Raw genomic sequence first — 15,804 nt, forward strand, 5'->3', positions numbered from 1 at the left:
GTCAGGCTTTCAGGAAAAACAGGGACGCCAGGACCATGACCAGTCCCGCAAGCGAGACCACCCAGACCAGCGACCGGACATAGGGAACGCCAAAGGCGTAGAGCGGCACATAGACAACGCGCGCCCAGAAATAGAGCGCCGTCCCCCACAGGGTTAGCGGACCGGCCGCGCCGATCACATGGGCGATCAGCACGGCGCCGATGAACAGCGGCAGGGTCTCGAACAGGTTGGCCTGGGCGCGTTCGAGACGGCCGGTCAGCGGCTTCGTCGCCGCCGGCGTCTGGTCGCGCGCACCCGCATTCCACTTCGAGCCGAACTCGACCGTCCGCGCCCCGGCCGGCAGGAAGACCTGCACCAGCGCCAGGATCAACGTCAGGGCCAGATAGGTCAGTTCGGTCGTCATGGCCTTATCCCTGTCTGTAGTTCGGCGCCTCACGCGTGATCATCACGTCGTGGACGTGGCTCTCCCGCAGGCCCGCGCCGGTGATGCGAACGAAGCGCGCGCGCTCCTGGAAGTCGGCGATGGTGCCAGCGCCCACATAGCCCATGGAGGCGCGCAAGCCGCCGACCATCTGGTGCAGGACGGGGCTGATCGGCCCCTTGTACGGCGTCTGACCCTCGATGCCTTCGGGCACCAGCTTCTCGGACGAGACTTCCTTCTGGAAGTAGCGATCCGCCGAGCCGCGCGCCATCGCGCCGACCGAACCCATGCCGCGGTACGACTTGTAGCTGCGGCCCTGATACAGGAACACCTCGCCGGGGCTTTCGTCGGTGCCGGCGAACATCGAGCCCATCATGGCCACGTTGGCGCCGGCCGCGATGGCCTTGGCCAGGTCGCCGGAATATTTGATGCCGCCGTCGGCGATGACCGAGGCGCCGGTGCCGCGCGCGGCCCGTGCGGAGTCCATCACCGCCGTCAGTTGCGGCACGCCCACGCCCGCCACGATACGGGTCGTGCAGATGCTGCCCGGACCGATGCCGACCTTCACCGCATCGGCGCCCGCGTCGATCAGGGCGCGCGTCGCATCATAGGTGGCGACATTGCCGGCGATGATCTGCAGCCGATTGTTCTCGCGCTTGATGCGCTCGACCACCTGGGCGACCGAGGCCGAATGGCCGTGGGCGGTATCGATCACCACCACGTCGCAACCCGCGTCGGCCAGGGCCATCGCCCGCTCGTAGCCGGCGTCGCCGACCGTCGAGGCTGCGCCCACCAGCAGACGACCCTGATCGTCCTTGGCCGCATGGGGGAAGGCCTGGGCCTTCTCGATGTCCTTCATGGTGATCAGGCCGACGGCCCGATAATCCTCGTCCACCACGATGACGCGTTCGATCTTGCGGGTCTTCAGCAAGTCGCGCGCCTCGTCGCGACCGGCGCCTTCGCGCACCGTGATCAGATCGCCCGTGGTCATCAGCGAGGCCGCCGTGAGGCTCAGATCGCTCTCGAACCGCATGTCGCGGTGGGTCAGCATCCCGACCAGCTTGCCCGTCGCCGGATCGACGACCGGGAAGCCGGTGATCTTCTTGCGCGCCACGATCTCGCGCACTTCGCCCAACGTCGTCTGCGGGCCGACCGTCACCGGGTTGACCACCATCCCGCTCTCATAGCGTTTGACGGCGCGGACCTCGTCGGCCTGCTCCTCGATGGTCATGTTGCGGTGCAGCACGCCCAGGCCGCCGGACTGGGCCATGGCGATGGCCAGGCGGCTTTCCGTCACCGTGTCCATGGCGGACGACAGCAGCGGGATGTTCAGTCTGATGTCGCGTGTCAGCTGGGTCGAGACATCGACCATCGCCGGCATGAACTCGGACGGGCCGGGTTCGAGCAAAACATCGTCGAAGGTCAGTCCTTCGCGTATCTCCATAGGGAGTCTCCGTTTTGCGGGCCGCGTATAACGGTCAGGAGGGGTCAACGGCAAGGGTCTTGCGGCTTATGGACCCAATAGATTTTATTGCTTTGCAACCCGCAGGGCCGACCACCATTCTTTTCGCATGGTCGGCGTCATCCTCAGCACCGCACGCAAACTGGCTCTGAAGATCGCCAGCTACGGTGTCATGCACCTGGTCGTGGCCATCCTGGTGGCCTTCGCCATCACGCGCGATTGGCGCATCGCCTTGGCCGTCGGCATGGTCGAGCCGATCTTCCAGACCATCGCCTACACCGTCCACGACCGCGTCTGGCACCGGGTCGAGCGGCGCCGCATGGCCTCCAACATCGAAGAAGCGACCGAGGCCTTCACCGCCCGCCTCGACATCATGTCGCCCGAGGAACAGCAACGTTCGCACGACGCCCACGGCCATCGCGGCCACAGCCACGCCCTGCCCCGCTCCCTCAAACAGGTCGCGCTGAAGACCGTGACCTATGGCGTCATGCATTTCACCGTCGCGGTCACGGTCGCCTACGCCCTGACCAATGACATCCGCACGGCCCTCGCCATCGGCATGATCGAGCCGCTAGTCCAGACGGTCTTCTTCACCTTGCACGACCGCATCTGGGCCCGGATCGAAGACCGCCGGGCGCGTGAGAGCACGGCGACCGCCTGACGCCTCATCGCTTGTTCAGCGCCACCAGGAAGACCTCGGCGCTATTCTTGCGGCTCGATTCCGGCTTGACGTATTTCACCGTCTCGAACTCCTCGCGCAACCGCGCCAGAACCCCTCCGGCGTCGCCGCCCTGGAAGTTCTTGGACACGAAATTCCCGCCCGGCCGCAGGGTGCGGATGGCGAAGTCGGCGGCGATCTCGATCAGGGCGATGATCTTCAGGTGGTCGGTCTGGCGGTGACCGACCGTGTTGTGCGCCATGTCCGACAGCACCAGGTCCGGCGCCCCGCCGATGGCGTCGATCAGTTGCTGGTCCACGCCCGGATGGGTGAAGTCGGCCTGCAACAGCGTCGAACCGGGGATCGGCTCGATCATCAACAGGTCCACGCCCGCCACCGCCCCGGCCCCGCGATTGACCGCCACCTGGATCCAGCCGCCCGGCGCCGCGCCCAGGTCGATGACCTTGCAGCCGCGCTTGATCAGGTGAAATTTGTCGTCGATCTCGATCAGCTTGAAGGCCGCGCGCGAACGCCAGCCCTCGGCCCGCGCCTTCTCCGACCATTTGTCGGCGAGTTGCCGTTTGATCCACTGCTGGCTCGACATGGACTTGGTGTCGGCCGTCTTCATCTTGGTGCCCATGCCGCGCCCGGCGGCGGTGCCGCCCGTGGGCGGTTTGACCATGCGGCGGCGTTCCCCAGACTTTTGATTCGCGGGCTTTTCGTCTTCACTCATCGTTCCCACATAGCCCCGACCGGCGTTGCGGGCTATGTCCCGCCTCAAATCAACCCCCAAGAGGACGACCGAAATGGCCGAAACCCTGACCTTCACCCTGGACACCGGCGACGGCGAAGCCCGCGACGTGGTCATCAAACTGCGCTCGGACCTGGCTCCCGGCCACGTCGAACGCATCACCGAACTGGCCTCGGAAGGCTTCTATGACGGCGTCGTCTTCCACCGCGTGATCCCGGGCTTCATGGCCCAGGGCGGCGACCCGACCGGCACCGGCACCTCGGGCTCCAAGAAACCCAACCTCAAGGCCGAATTCTCGGCCGAGCCGCACGTGCGCGGCGTCTGCTCGATGGCCCGCACCTCGGATCCCAACAGCGCCAACTCGCAGTTCTTCATCTGCCTGGACGACGCCACCTTCCTGGATCGCCAGTACACCGTCTGGGGCGAAGTCGAATCCGGCATGGACCACGTCGACGCCCTGCCCAAGGGCGAGCCGCCCCGCGCGCCCGGCAAGATCGTCAAGGCGACGGTCAACTAAGACGACAATCTTGACGTTTCTCGATGATGGCCTTCAGTTGCAAGACTGAGCCATCGTCGGGGGACGCCATCCTTGCGCATACTTCTGGTCATCGAGCCGTCTGGCGGCGGCTCGGGGCGTCACGTGGTCGATCTGGCCCGCGCTTTGATCCAGAGCGGCCATCAGGTCTCCCTGATCTATTCCCCGCGACGCGCCGACGCCTGGTTTCAGATCGAGGTCGCCGCCCTTTCCCTGCACGCCCTCGAACGCCTGCCGATGCGACGCGGCGTCGGTCCGTGGGACATCGCCTGTCTTCACGCGCTCAACAGTCTGATCGCGCGTCTCGGCCCGTTCGAGATCGTGCACGGCCATAGCGCCAAGGCCGGCGCCCTGGTTCGCCTGGCCCACGCGCCCGGCGCCGCCCGCGTCTACACCCCCCACGCCCTGCCGATGATGAGTCCGCCCGGCCCGTCGAAGACCGTCGCCGGCATCGCGGAGTTCCTGTTGACGCAAGCGGGCGGCGACGCCGTCATCGCGGTCTCCGACGAGGAAGCCGCCGTCGCACGCCGCTGGGGTCTGACTTCACATCGCCTCCACGTCGTCCCCAACGGCCTTGCCGCCCTGCCGTCCACAGATCGTCACGCGGCCCGACGGGCGTTGGACCTCCCCGACGACGCCCTCGCGGTCGGTTTCGTCGGTCGGCTTTGCGCGCAGAAGGACCCCGTTCGCTTCGCCCACGCCGTGCGTCTGGCGAACGCCGCCGATCCGCGCGTCGTCGGCGTGTTGATCGGCGACGGCGATCTGGCCCAGTCCGTCAAGGCCGCCGGTGGCCGGGCCGTGCGGCTGATGGGCGGCCGCGACGCTCGATCTTTGATGGCTGGCTTCGACCTGTTCGCCATGACCAGCCGCTACGAGGCTGGTTCCTACGCCATGATCGAGGCCGCCGCCCTGGGCCTGCCGATCGTGACCACAGATGTCGGCGGCATTGCTCACCTGATCCAGGCCGGCGCCCGCATCGACCGCCTGCCCCAGGACGCCGCGCCGGACGATCTGGCCCAGGCGATGCTCGCCGCGCTGCAAAGCCGGGTGGTCCCCTTGCCTGTTGCGAAGACCGCCCTGTGCGCGTCGCGCATGGCCGAACAGACGGTCCAGATCTACCGCGACGCCTTCGCCCTGAAGCGCCTCGGTGGCTGAGCCGATCTTCGTCAACGGCCGCTTCCTGACCCAGCCCATGAGCGGGGTGCAACGCTATGCCCGCGAGATCGTCCGCGCCCTGGACCATCGGCCCGGCGCCGCCGACCGCTACGTCCTGCTGACGCCCGTCGGCGCCGACGATCTCAAGCTTACGAACATCCCGGTCCAGACCGTGCCGGGCGGATGCGGCCATCTGTGGGAGCAGACCGCCCTTGCCTGGGCCGCGCGCCACGGCCGCCTCTTGTCGTTGGGCGGCTCAGGCCCCGTTCTGCATCCCCGTCAGGTCGTCGTCATCCACGACGCCGCCGTCTTCCGTCGTCCCGATCATTTCCGTCGCGGCTACGCCGCCTTCCACCGCATCCTCGGCCGGCTGCTGGCGCAGCAGGCTCAACTGGCCACCGTGTCCGAGTTCTCCCGCCGAGAGCTGGCGACGGCGCTGAACCTGCCGCCAGCCGACATCACCGTGGCCCCGAACAGCGCCGATCATCTTCGCAACATCATGCCAGACCCCGCCGCCATCGACAGGTTCAACCTGACGGGCCGTTCCTATTTCGTGGCCCTCGGCAATCTGACGTCGAACAAGAACCTTTCCGTCGCGATCCGCGCCCTAACTCACCTTGCCGACCCGACCGTTCGACTGGTCCTGATCGGCGCACGTGCGCCTAAAATCTTCGATCAACCGACCATCCAGACCGACCCGCGTCTCATCTTCGCCGGCCGGCGTTCCGACGTCGAGATCGCGGCCCTGCTCCGCGGCGCGCGCGGCCTCATATTTCCCAGCCTCTATGAAGGTTTCGGCATCCCTCCGCTGGAAGCCTTCGTCCACGGCTGCCCGGTCATCGCCTCGGACATCGTCGCGACGCGAGAGGTCTGCGCCGACGCCGCTCTCTATTTCGCCCCCCACGACGACGCGACCCTGGCCGTCCACATGACCCGTCTGCTGACCGCAACAGACCCCGCCCGCCGCAACGCCGGCCTGCGCCGCGCCGTGCTCTATTCCTGGTCCCGCTCGGCTGAAATCCTCGACGATCTTCTGACCAGCACCTGGCGATAGATCGCCCTGTGGGCCTCGACGATTGAGGCCTCGGTCCACATCGGCGCGCCACCCCCGGCGAACCGCCAACGCTCCGGCCCTGCCAGCACCTCGCCAATGGCCCGCGCCAACGCACCCTCGTCGCCCGGCTCGACCAAGATCGCCGCCCCCGCCCCGCTGGTCGCCTCGGGCAGCCCCCCGATGCGTGACGCAATCACGCCCCGCCCCTGCTGCACCGCCTCGACCACGACCCGACCGAACGGCTCGGCCCAGACGGACGGCGCGACCAGGACATCGACGGTAGGCCAGAAATCCGCCGCCTCCACCTGCCCCAGCCAGACGATGCGCGGATCGGCATAGGCCCGCCGCAGCCGCTCCACATAGGCGGCCTCGCCCCGCCCCGCGATCCTCAGCCGCCAGTCGCCCTCCAGCCCCGTCGCCGCACGCAACAGGACTTCGATCCCCTTCTCCGGCTCGACCCGCCCCATGAAGCCGAACGTCACGACCGGATCGTCCGCCAGCGACGGCCGAGCCGAAACCACCGCCTGTGCCGCCGCATTGCCGATCACCGACGCCGCAGCGTCCCGAAAATACCCGGCGGCCCTATGCGCCTCCAGCACTGGCTGGCTCAGCCCGATCACATAATCCACCGCCTGCGCGCGCTTCGCCGCCGTCAGCACCACGCACGACCCGCACCGCCGCTCGCAGCGCCGCCCACGCCGAAACATCGACGCCCGCGCGCACATCATCGACCAGTCCCGCAACGTCTGCACCAGCGGCAGGTCTCGCCGCGCCGCCGCCCGATAGACCGACAACGAAAACCCCGTCGTCAGATGCAGATGGACCAGGTCGGGACGCACCCGCTCCACGACCCGATCCACGGCCCCGTCCATCCACGGATTGGCGGCCTCAAGCCCATGCCACACGGCTCGCCGAACCGCTGATCTGCGCGCGCCGTCATAGGGCCAATAGACGTTGTTCAACGGCAGGCGATGCACCGGAACGCCCCCGACCACCGCCTCGACAGCTTCCCGTCCCGACTGAAGCGTCAGCACCGACACATCGGTCCCCGCCCGCACCAGCCCCTGTGCCAACTGCGCCACGCTGCGTTCTGCGCCCCCGACCTGGGCCGGGGGATAAAGAGTGTTGACGATCAGCACCCTCACGGCGCCACCGGCCGTCGCCACGCCAGCGCCCCGACCAGGCAGGACAGAAAGACGAACCCCGCCCCCTGCGTCAGGTCCTCGCTGAACAAGGTCATCAGCATATAGACTGACAGCGGCGTCAGGGCGTCCAGCCGCGCCGCCGACCACAGATGCAGCCCCAGCATGACCAGGGCCGCGATCACCCCCACCGTCCGCGCCATGAACAGATACCCGTTGTGGCTGACCGACAGCGCCCGAAACGTCCCCATCTCGTCCGCCGACACCCAGCCCGCGCCCAGCGGCCGTTCCAGCACCAGATCGACGGTTCGTCCCCACGTCGCCATCCGCCCCGCCAGGTTATACTCCAGCGCCGGCCGGTCGAACCGATTTGCAAACCGGCCGGTATCGATCTCGGACCACCCGAGTTGCACCACCAACACTCCCGAAATGAGCATGCAGACCGCCAGAACCGCCGACAGGGGCTTGATCCGCTGCCGCCACCGCCATCCCACGACGATGCGGGCCAGAGCCGCCAGAACGCCTGCCGCAATCCCGCCCCGCGACAAAGTGCTGACGAAGCCCATGATCGCCAGGGCGCCTCCGCCCCATGTCGTCGTTCCTGCCATCCAACGCCGACCCGCCAGGATCACCCCGGCCGGAACCGCAAGGCCGATCATCGCCATGGCCGCGTTCGGATGCTCGGCCAGGGTCGTGATCCGAACCTGAGCGGACGCCGTGGTGACGACCGCGCGCGGCGACGCCAGCCCGATCCCCTGCAGCGTCTCCAACCCGACCAGCAGCGTCAGCCCATAGGTCGCCAGATGCCCCGCCGCCCCGATCAGGATCGCCGTAAACAACAACCGCCGCCGCGCCGCATCCCTCAGGATCAGGCTCGCCACCGCCGGCGCGACCCCAGCCGACGCGATCCAGCGAAACCAGAAGGCTGCGTCCGACGCATTCAACCGCTCGCCGACCCACGACGCCTGAAGCAACAGCGTGACCATCAGAAAAAAGACCGCGACTGCCCCCGCCGCCTTCAGCACAGCCGTCATCCGCCGCCATTCCACGCCGATCAACGGCAGAGCAAGCAGCAGCGCCAGATCGCCTAAGCGCGGCCCGATGACATGTCCCGGCGCCAGAAAGATCGGCAGCGTGACGCCCAACCCGAGCAGGACCAGCACCGCCCGTTGATAGGCCGCGCTCACCTGCGACCATCGCAGGCCCGTGCGCCGCCTCGACCCTAGGACGGCGTGCAATGCTCGACCTTCGGATCGAACCGCGCCCCGTCCACGACGCCGGCCACCAGCACCCCGGCCTTGCCCCACCGCCCCTGCAACGCCAGCCGGCCGGCGATCCGCAAACGCGACGCGACATAGCGCAGGGCCGACGCCTGCCCCTCATGCCGTCGCTTGGCCAGGATGACGTTGCGGGTCAGATACCGGTGCAGACGCTCGCGCCCCGGATCGGCCTCGGTCTCGATGGTCAGATGTCCCGGCGCCGCGCGCACATGCACCACCCGACTAGCGGCCACCAGATAGCCCGGCCCATCCCGCGTCAGCCGCAGCGTATATTCCGTATCGTCGCCCCAGATGAACATGGGCGCCAGCGGCAGGCCGTGCCGCGCCACCGCCGCCCGGCTGACCATCACCGACACGAAGGTCGCCTGGCGCACCGGGATCACCCCCTGCTCCAGCCGCTCACTCCAGTCGGGATAGCCCAACACATTCCAGCGCCGGTCGATCTCCGGCGTATTGGTCAGATGCCCATCCGGCGAGCGCACGCTGGAGCACATAAATGCCGGCGTCACCCCCTCGCCCTCCAGGATCGTCTCCGCGCGCAACAGCGCCTCCAGCGCATCGGGCGCGGCCAGCACGTCGTCGTCCATCAGCCAGACCCGGTCCGCCCCGGCCTCAACCGCCGCCCGGATCCCCGCGTTGAACCCGCCCGCCCCGCCGGTGTTGACCGGCATCCGCACAACCAGCGCCTTGCCCGCCCAGGCGTCGGCCAGCATCTCGGCCGTGCCGTCGTCGCTGGCGTTGTCGACCACGACCACCCCGTCGCACTGACGCGTCTGGGCGATCAGATGCGCCAGACACCGCTCCAGCAGCGCGCGTCGGTTCCACGTCACCACCACCGCCCAGACCGAACGCTTCACGCCGCCATCCTGGACACGGCCGGCGCCAGCGACTTCTCGACCAGGCTCAGCGCCCGCCCGACCGCCTGGTCCATGTTGTAATACTGAAAATCCGCCAGCCGCCCGGCGAACCAGACCTTGCCCGCCAGCGTCGCCGCCATCTCCCGATACTGCGCCGCCAAGCCGCGAGAGGCCTCGGACAGAACCGGATAATAGGGTGCGTTCACCCCGACCTCATACGCGACCGGATACTCGGTCACGGTCGCCGTCGTCGCGCCCCGCTCGCCGGTCAGGTGGCGAAAGTCGGTGATCCGCGTGAAATCGAACTCATTGGGATAGTTGACGGTCCCGACCGGCAAGCCGTCTTCCACATCGACGACCTGATGCTCGAACCGCACGCTGCGATAGGGCAAGTCCCCCGCCGACCGCTCGAAATAGTCGTCCAGCGCCCCGCAATAGACCATCCGGTCCCACGTCTGCGCCCCGACCTGATCCATGCCGGTATTCAGCGACACATGGATGTTGGGGTGATCCAGCAGCCGGTCGAACAAGGCCCCATACCCGTCGCGCGGCATGGCCTGATATCGGTCGGTGAAATACCGGTCGTCACGGCTGATCGCGACCGGCACCCGCGCCAGGACCGACGCGTCCAGGGCGTCGGCGGCCACGCCCCACTGTTTGGCGGTGTAGTTGGCGAACAGCTTGTCGAACACATAGTCCGCCAGGAACCTTAGGTCCGCGTCGTCCGCCGCCTGTCTCAGATCATGAATGCTGGGTCGCGCGCCGAACCCGAACCTCTGGACCAAGGTGTCGGACAGCCGGTCCGCCATCCGTTCGGGGAACAACAGCCGCATCGAATCCAGATTGAACGGCACGGGAACCAGCCGCCCGTCCACATGACCCCGGACCCGATGGAAATAGGGCCGCCACGCCGTGAACTGGCTCAGATAGTCGAAGATCCGCCCGCTGTTGGTGTGGAACACATGCGGCCCATAAGGGTGGATCAGCCGCCCGCCGTCGTCGAGCCGGTCGTGCGCATTGCCGCCGACGTGGTCGCGCCGGTCGATCACTAGCACGGTCTGATCCAGCCCGCGCGCCAAACGCTCGGCGACCACAGCCCCGGTGAATCCCGCCCCGACGATCAGCCAGTCATACCGCCGGGACATCACGCCTCCCGCCGCTCTGGAACAGCGACGCCCAGTGCGGCTTCAGGCAGATCAGACAGGCGACCACCACCGCCATCTCCCCGACGATCCGCGCCCACGCCATGCCCGCAGCGCCATAGGTCGGCGTCAGCAAAACCGCCGGTCCCAGCGTCGCGACGCACCCCACCCCGACGATCAGGGCGAACCGCCGGTCCATGCGAAGCGGCGTAATCAGATGCAGCCCCAGCACCTGGCTGATCGCCACCAGCGGCAGAACCCAGGCCAGCATCCTCAACACCTCCACCGCCGGCGCGAACCCCTCCCCGAACAGCAGCCGCACCAGGATCGGCGCCCCCAGCGTCAGACCCGCCGCCAGCACGACGAACGCCGCTGCCGACAGCCCCAACACCCAACGCGCCGTTCGAAAGGCCGCCCCCGCATCCTCGACCAGCAGCCCCGCGATCCGGGGCGCGATCAGTCCGCCCAGCGGCCGCATCAACGACCCCGACGCCGCTACCAGCCGGTCCGCCACGCCATACAGCGCCGCCTGCACCGGCCCGGCCAGGGCCGCGACCATCAGAACTCCCGCCCCGGTGTAGGCGACGACTGCCGCCCGGCTGGCGAACAGAGGCGCGCCCTCGACCAGCGCCCGCCGCACGAACCCGCGCCCGGGGGCCGTCACCTCATGGCGCCGAAACAGCAGCAATGCGCTTGTGGCTGCCCCGGCCAAAACGCCCACCGCCTGAACCGCCATCACCCCGCCGACCGTCAGGTTGGGCCACGCCAGCACTGCGACCGTCGCCGCCAACGCAAACCCGACCTCCAGCACCGCCGCCGGCGCTGGATCGCGAATTCCCTGAAAGAACCACAACAGGCTGGCGCCCTGGCCCACACCCAGCAAGATCGCCATCGCCACGACGACGCCCGCGCCGTCCAGAACAGGATTGATCATCGCCAAACTAACGCCGACGACGACGGCCGGCGCCGCCAGCACGACGCGCATCGCCAGCGCCTGACCAACGATGGCGCCCCGCCCCTCGACCGTCCCGGCGATGTCGCGCGGACCCGAGATCGAAAGCCCGTAATCGACCACCACCGCCACGATCAGCGCCAGCGCGATCCCCGCCGCATAGACCCCGAACCCATCCAGCCCCAGCCGCCGTGTCAGAACGGGATAGAGCAACAGGGGCGAAACATACCGGGCGACATGCGCGCCATACAGCCAGCCGGCGTCGGCCACGCCGCGCGCAGACAGCAATCGGTGACCGCCTTCTCCCAACTGCCGCCCCCGCGATCAACTCAGGGATGAGCTTTAGACACGCATAACCCTGTTCGCAAGCGCGGTGTCAGACGGGGTCTTCAGCCGAAACGGCCTTCGGCCCAGCGCGCGGCGAAATAGCCGCCCGTCGCCGACACCATCGTCAAGGTCGTGCCCCAGATCAGGTCGATGATCGTCAGCCTGGTCTGCCACACCGCCAGCGTCGCCTGATTGGTCAGGTCGTAGGTGGCATAGGCCACGAACCCCAGGACCGCCCCATTGATCGCCGCCCGCGTCCAGTTCCCTTCTTTCAGGGCAGGTGCGATGGCCAGGAACACCGTCCCCGCGATGGAGATCAGGTAAAAGGCCACCGCCGCCTTCATGTCCGGCTTGTCCAGCATGATCGGCCCCAGCACCGGCTTGTAGAGCCGGTCGGTCATGGTTGTCAGCCAGACGAAGTCGATGGCTGCGAACGTCAGGCCCGCCCCAAGGTATGCCGCGACATATTTGATCATGCTCGTCTCCTCAGGCGGGTTTCAGGCGATAGTGGCCGACCGCCCAGGTGCGGCCCTCGTCGTTTCCGAACAGACCGGCCGTCGCCAGGTAGAAGCGCCGCCAGCGCCGGGTCCACAGTTTGGCGTCGTCGCCATAGGTCTCGCGCATCAACACCGCGACCCGGTCGGAGTTCCTGTCCATGTTCGCCAGCCAGTCGTTGGCGGTCTTCGCATAGTGGCCGCCGCTCCAGGTCCATTCCTGCTCGACCGCAAACAGGTCGGGGAACTGCCGGATCAAGCCGTGGCTGGGCATCACCCCACCGGTGAAGAAATGCTGGGCGATGAAGTCGCCGCTGTCGGTATGGTCGAACCGGTAAGGGGCGTCGCGGTGCGTGAAGACGTGGATGAACATCCGCCCGTCGTCCTTCAGCCAGCCCCGCGCCTTGGTCAGAAGGGCGCGCCAGTTGGCCATATGCTCGAACATCTCCACCGAGACGATGCGGTCGAACCGCTGCTCGGTGTCGAAGGCGTTCATGTCCTGGGTGATGACCGTCAGATTGGTCAGGCCCCGCTGCGCCGCCTGGGCCTCGATATGGCCGCGCTGCCCATGGCTGTTCGACACCGCCGTGATCTTCGAATTGGGATATTTCTCGGCCATCCACAGCGACAGCGAGCCCCAGCCGCAGCCCATCTCCAGGATCGTCTGCCCATCGCTCAGCTCGGCATGGGCGCAGGTTTCCGCCAGCGCCGCCTCCTCGGCCTGATCCAGCGTCTCGCGTCCGGTGGGATATAGGCAGCAGGAGTATTTCAGCCGCTTGCCCAGGCACAGCTGGAAGAACTCGGGCGGCAGTTCGTAATGCTGTTCGTTCGCCGCATCGGTGTGTTCGGCGATGGCGCGCTGGGCCATCGCCTGCGCAAACGCCGCCTCGTCGTGCGGGCCGTCGCGATCCAGCCGCTTGCGCGCCTCCGTCACCAGGCTGTCGATGGCCGGGCGCGTCACGAAATCCGGAAACGGCGCGTCCTGAAGCTGGCGAATGGCGACATTGGTCAGGTTCATCAGGGCGTCCTTGGCGATCAGGCGGAGCTTGCAGGTGTCATGGAATACGCCGTCCCGCCCCATGCGGATGCATCCGCCCTTGAACACGGCGCCGACGATGACAACATCAGGTCCCGAGCCTGCATGATTTCAGACGAAGTGCACACTTTGCACTCTGTTTTTACGAAGCCAGGTCGCCGTCGTTTCGGACCAATTAGACGAATTAGACTCTGTTTTTCGTGTCGACTGTCTGAAATCGCCGCGTCGGATCGACGCCGCGTCTTGCCCCTCGCCTTCCCCCGCGTTAGGCGTGGTCCAAAGCGCCGATATTCATCAGGCAATGAAAAAAGGGAGAGCGATGGGAAAGATCTACGCTGACGTCACGTCCGCGCTGGAGGGGCTGACCTTCGACGGCATGACGGTCATGTCCGGCGGCTTTGGCCTGTGCGGCATCCCCGAAAACCTGATCGCCGCCCTGCGCGACAGCGGCGTCAGGGGCCTGACGGTCATCTCCAACAACGCCGGCGTCGACGGCTTCGGCCTGGGCCAGCTGCTGGGCACGCGCCAGATCGCCAAGATGATCTCGTCCTACGTCGGCGAGAACAAGGAGTTCGAGCGCCAGTATCTGGCCGGCGAGCTGGAGCTGGAGTTCAACCCCCAAGGCACCCTGGCCGAGCGCATCCGCGCCGGCGGCGCCGGCATCCCCGCCTTCTTCACCGCCACCGGCGTCGGCACCCTGGTCGCCGAGGGCAAGGAAGTCCGCAACTTCGACGGCCGCGACTACGTCATGGAGACCGGCCTGATCGCCGACCTGTCCATCGTCAAGGCCTGGAAAGCCGACGAGCGCGGCAACCTGGTGTTCCGCAAGACCGCCCGCAACTTCAACCCGATGATGGCCACTGCCGGCAAGGTCACGGTCGTCGAGGTGGAAGAGATCGTCCCGGTCGGCTCGCTTGATCCCGACCACATCCACACGCCGGGCGTCTACGTCGACCGCCTGGTCCAGACCGTGTCCGAGAAGCGCATCGAACAGCGCACCGTGCGTCCCCGCGCGACGGCGGGCTCAAGTAGCGAAGCGGTAGCCCGCAAGGAGCAAGCATAATGCCCCGCACCCGCGAACAACTCGCCGAACGCGCCGCCAAGGAACTGCAGGACGGCTTCTACGTGAACCTGGGCATCGGCATCCCGACCCTGGTGGCCAACTACATCCCCGCCGGCATGACCGTGACCCTGCAGTCCGAGAACGGCATGTTGGGCATGGGTCCCTTCCCCTATGAGGGCGACGAGGATCCCGACCTGATCAACGCCGGCAAGCAGACGATCACCGAGATCCCGGAGTCGTCCTATTTCAGCAGCGCCGACAGCTTCGCCATGATCCGCGGCGGCCATATCAACCTGTCGATCCTGGGTGCTATGGAAGTGGCCCAGAACGGCGACATCGCCAACTGGATGATCCCCGGCAAGCTGGTGAAGGGCATGGGCGGCGCGATGGACCTGGTCGCGGGCGTCAAGCGCGTGGTCGTGGTCATGGAACACGCCAACAAGCACGGCCAGTCCAAGGTGCTGAAAGCCTGCACCCTTCCCCTGACCGGCACGGGCGTCGTCAGCCGCATCATCACCGACCTGGCGACCTTCGACGTCAAGCCGGATGGTGCAGGTCTTGAGCTGGTCGAACTGGCCGACGGCGTCACTTTGGACGAGGTCGCCGCCAAGACCGAGGCCGCCTACACCGTCGCGGCGGGCTTGCAGGCCGCCTGACACACCTGCCGCCGCCTCGGGACTACCGGGGCGGCGCAGGCTCCAGCCGGCGATAGGCCGCGCCGACGAAGGCCATCGTCAGCGGCGTCTGAAGGCCCGTCAGCACGACGGCGAATACGATCCAGCCCGTCGTTCCGGACAGCAGTCCCGCGCCCCACAGCAGCGCCAGAGCGATCTTGGGCGCCGCCGTCACGATCAGACCGACCAGCAAGGGCCAGAAGGCCCCGCGCGCGATGCTCATGCTTTGCAGCGACACCATATGCCCGCGCCCGATCGTCGCCGGCGCGAACAGGGACAGCCGCACGGTGAAGGCGACGACGGCGAACAGGGCGAAGGCCGTCACCACGGTCAGCAAGATCAGCTTCCACAACGGCCCGACAGCTCCCCACTGACGCAGCTCAATGGCCTGGGCGTTCAGCTCGGCCATGCCGAAGACGGCCAGCAGAACCAAGGCGACGACCGACAGGATCATGGCCATGAAGACTGCGCACAACAGGCTCGCCCCCAGCAGCCGCAGTTCAGGCCGTCCGAACTGCAACCCGACCGGCCCCAGGTCCAACCGCCGCGCCTCGATCAGATCGTCCGTGATCGAAATCCGTGCGAGCGCCCCGGCCAGCACGAGCGTCGAGGCCAGAGCGCACGCCGCCCAGACCAGGCCCACAGCGCCCACCGCCAGCGGCTTGACGCTCCAGACCACGGCCGCCAGCAGGATCGCGCCCCAGGCCCCGCGCCACAGCCGAGGCAGAGCCGAAACCGTCGCCGACAGCGTCTCGCCCAGTTGCAGAACCTGATGCCCGTTCAAATCTCGCCCCCGATTAC

17 protein-coding genes are annotated in these 15,804 nt (G+C 67.5%); 6 read left to right on the forward strand and 11 right to left on the reverse strand.

Annotated features, from left to right (window positions below; all coding sequences use genetic code 11):
- Window position 1 precedes the first annotated feature (1 nt).
- Window positions 2-403: an MAPEG family protein gene (locus tag AC3ISA_RS00755; protein ID WP_489178900.1), complete on the reverse strand. Its 402-nt coding sequence runs from the start codon at window positions 401-403 to the stop codon at window positions 2-4.
- A gap of 4 nt (window positions 404-407) precedes the next feature.
- A complete protein-coding gene (gene guaB / locus AC3ISA_RS00760; RefSeq protein ID WP_489178901.1) occupies window positions 408-1,865 on the reverse strand; it encodes an IMP dehydrogenase in 1,458 nt (485 codons plus the stop codon).
- A gap of 127 nt (window positions 1,866-1,992) precedes the next feature.
- Here guaB and AC3ISA_RS00765 point away from each other — a divergent pair, with 127 nt between their 5' ends.
- On the forward strand, window positions 1,993-2,544 hold the full coding sequence (locus tag AC3ISA_RS00765) for a DUF2061 domain-containing protein (RefSeq protein ID WP_489178902.1): 552 nt from the start codon (window positions 1,993-1,995) through the stop codon (window positions 2,542-2,544).
- A 4-nt stretch (window positions 2,545-2,548) separates the two neighbouring features.
- Here AC3ISA_RS00765 and AC3ISA_RS00770 read toward each other — a convergent pair whose 3' ends face one another.
- A complete protein-coding gene (locus tag AC3ISA_RS00770; protein WP_489178903.1) occupies window positions 2,549-3,274 on the reverse strand; it encodes an RlmE family RNA methyltransferase in 726 nt (241 codons plus the stop codon).
- Window positions 3,275-3,347: 73 nt separating this feature from the next.
- Between AC3ISA_RS00770 and AC3ISA_RS00775 the strand changes: the two genes are divergently transcribed.
- The 3 genes from AC3ISA_RS00775 to AC3ISA_RS00785 all read left to right on the forward strand — a co-directional run bounded on the left by AC3ISA_RS00775 (window position 3,348) and on the right by AC3ISA_RS00785 (window position 6,036).
- Complete coding sequence (locus tag AC3ISA_RS00775) at window positions 3,348-3,809, forward strand: peptidylprolyl isomerase (protein ID WP_372692891.1); 462 nt, start codon at window positions 3,348-3,350, stop codon at window positions 3,807-3,809.
- A gap of 72 nt (window positions 3,810-3,881) precedes the next feature.
- Window positions 3,882-4,982, forward strand: coding sequence for a glycosyltransferase family 4 protein (locus tag AC3ISA_RS00780; RefSeq protein WP_489178904.1), 1,101 nt, complete (start codon window positions 3,882-3,884; stop codon window positions 4,980-4,982).
- Window positions 4,975-6,036: a glycosyltransferase family 4 protein gene (locus AC3ISA_RS00785; protein ID WP_489178905.1), complete on the forward strand. Its 1,062-nt coding sequence runs from the start codon at window positions 4,975-4,977 to the stop codon at window positions 6,034-6,036. Before AC3ISA_RS00780 ends, AC3ISA_RS00785 begins: the two co-directional genes overlap by 8 nt.
- On the opposite strand, the gene AC3ISA_RS00790 is transcribed toward AC3ISA_RS00785, so the two are convergent.
- The 7 genes from AC3ISA_RS00790 to AC3ISA_RS00820 all read right to left on the reverse strand — a co-directional run bounded on the left by AC3ISA_RS00790 (window position 5,976) and on the right by AC3ISA_RS00820 (window position 13,248).
- Window positions 5,976-7,202, reverse strand: a complete 1,227-nt coding sequence (locus AC3ISA_RS00790) for a glycosyltransferase family 4 protein (RefSeq protein ID WP_489178906.1) — start codon at window positions 7,200-7,202, stop codon at window positions 5,976-5,978. The two genes, AC3ISA_RS00785 and AC3ISA_RS00790, sit on opposite strands and share 61 nt — an antisense overlap.
- Window positions 7,178-8,365: an O-antigen ligase family protein gene (locus tag AC3ISA_RS00795; protein WP_489178907.1), complete on the reverse strand. Its 1,188-nt coding sequence runs from the start codon at window positions 8,363-8,365 to the stop codon at window positions 7,178-7,180. The genes AC3ISA_RS00790 and AC3ISA_RS00795 overlap by 25 nt, the downstream gene beginning before the upstream one ends.
- 35 nt (window positions 8,366-8,400) lie before the next feature.
- Window positions 8,401-9,315: a glycosyltransferase family 2 protein gene (locus tag AC3ISA_RS00800; protein WP_489178908.1), complete on the reverse strand. Its 915-nt coding sequence runs from the start codon at window positions 9,313-9,315 to the stop codon at window positions 8,401-8,403.
- Window positions 9,312-10,460 carry a UDP-galactopyranose mutase gene (gene glf, locus AC3ISA_RS00805; protein ID WP_489178910.1) on the reverse strand — a complete coding sequence of 383 codons (1,149 nt, stop codon included), beginning with the start codon at window positions 10,458-10,460 and terminating at the stop codon, window positions 9,312-9,314. Before glf ends, AC3ISA_RS00800 begins: the two co-directional genes overlap by 4 nt.
- On the reverse strand, window positions 10,444-11,697 hold the full coding sequence (locus tag AC3ISA_RS00810) for an oligosaccharide flippase family protein (RefSeq protein ID WP_489178911.1): 1,254 nt from the start codon (window positions 11,695-11,697) through the stop codon (window positions 10,444-10,446). Before AC3ISA_RS00810 ends, glf begins: the two co-directional genes overlap by 17 nt.
- A 101-nt stretch (window positions 11,698-11,798) precedes the next feature.
- Window positions 11,799-12,212: a DUF2177 family protein gene (locus AC3ISA_RS00815; protein WP_372692882.1), complete on the reverse strand. Its 414-nt coding sequence runs from the start codon at window positions 12,210-12,212 to the stop codon at window positions 11,799-11,801.
- Between the two features lie 10 nt (window positions 12,213-12,222).
- Window positions 12,223-13,248, reverse strand: coding sequence for an SAM-dependent methyltransferase (locus AC3ISA_RS00820; protein ID WP_489180134.1), 1,026 nt, complete (start codon window positions 13,246-13,248; stop codon window positions 12,223-12,225).
- Between the two features lie 337 nt (window positions 13,249-13,585).
- Between AC3ISA_RS00820 and AC3ISA_RS00825 the strand changes: the two genes are divergently transcribed.
- A complete protein-coding gene (locus tag AC3ISA_RS00825; RefSeq protein WP_489178914.1) occupies window positions 13,586-14,329 on the forward strand; it encodes a CoA transferase subunit A in 744 nt (247 codons plus the stop codon).
- Window positions 14,329-14,985 (forward strand): 3-oxoacid CoA-transferase subunit B, encoded by a 657-nt coding sequence (locus AC3ISA_RS00830; protein ID WP_489178915.1) that lies wholly within the window; start codon window positions 14,329-14,331, stop codon window positions 14,983-14,985. Before AC3ISA_RS00825 ends, AC3ISA_RS00830 begins: the two co-directional genes overlap by 1 nt.
- A gap of 22 nt (window positions 14,986-15,007) precedes the next feature.
- Here AC3ISA_RS00830 and AC3ISA_RS00835 read toward each other — a convergent pair whose 3' ends face one another.
- On the reverse strand, window positions 15,008-15,787 hold the full coding sequence (locus tag AC3ISA_RS00835) for a hypothetical protein (RefSeq protein ID WP_489178916.1): 780 nt from the start codon (window positions 15,785-15,787) through the stop codon (window positions 15,008-15,010).
- Between the last annotated feature and the right edge of the window lie 17 nt (window positions 15,788-15,804).

Source organism: Brevundimonas sp. KH_058 (genome assembly GCF_057838505.1).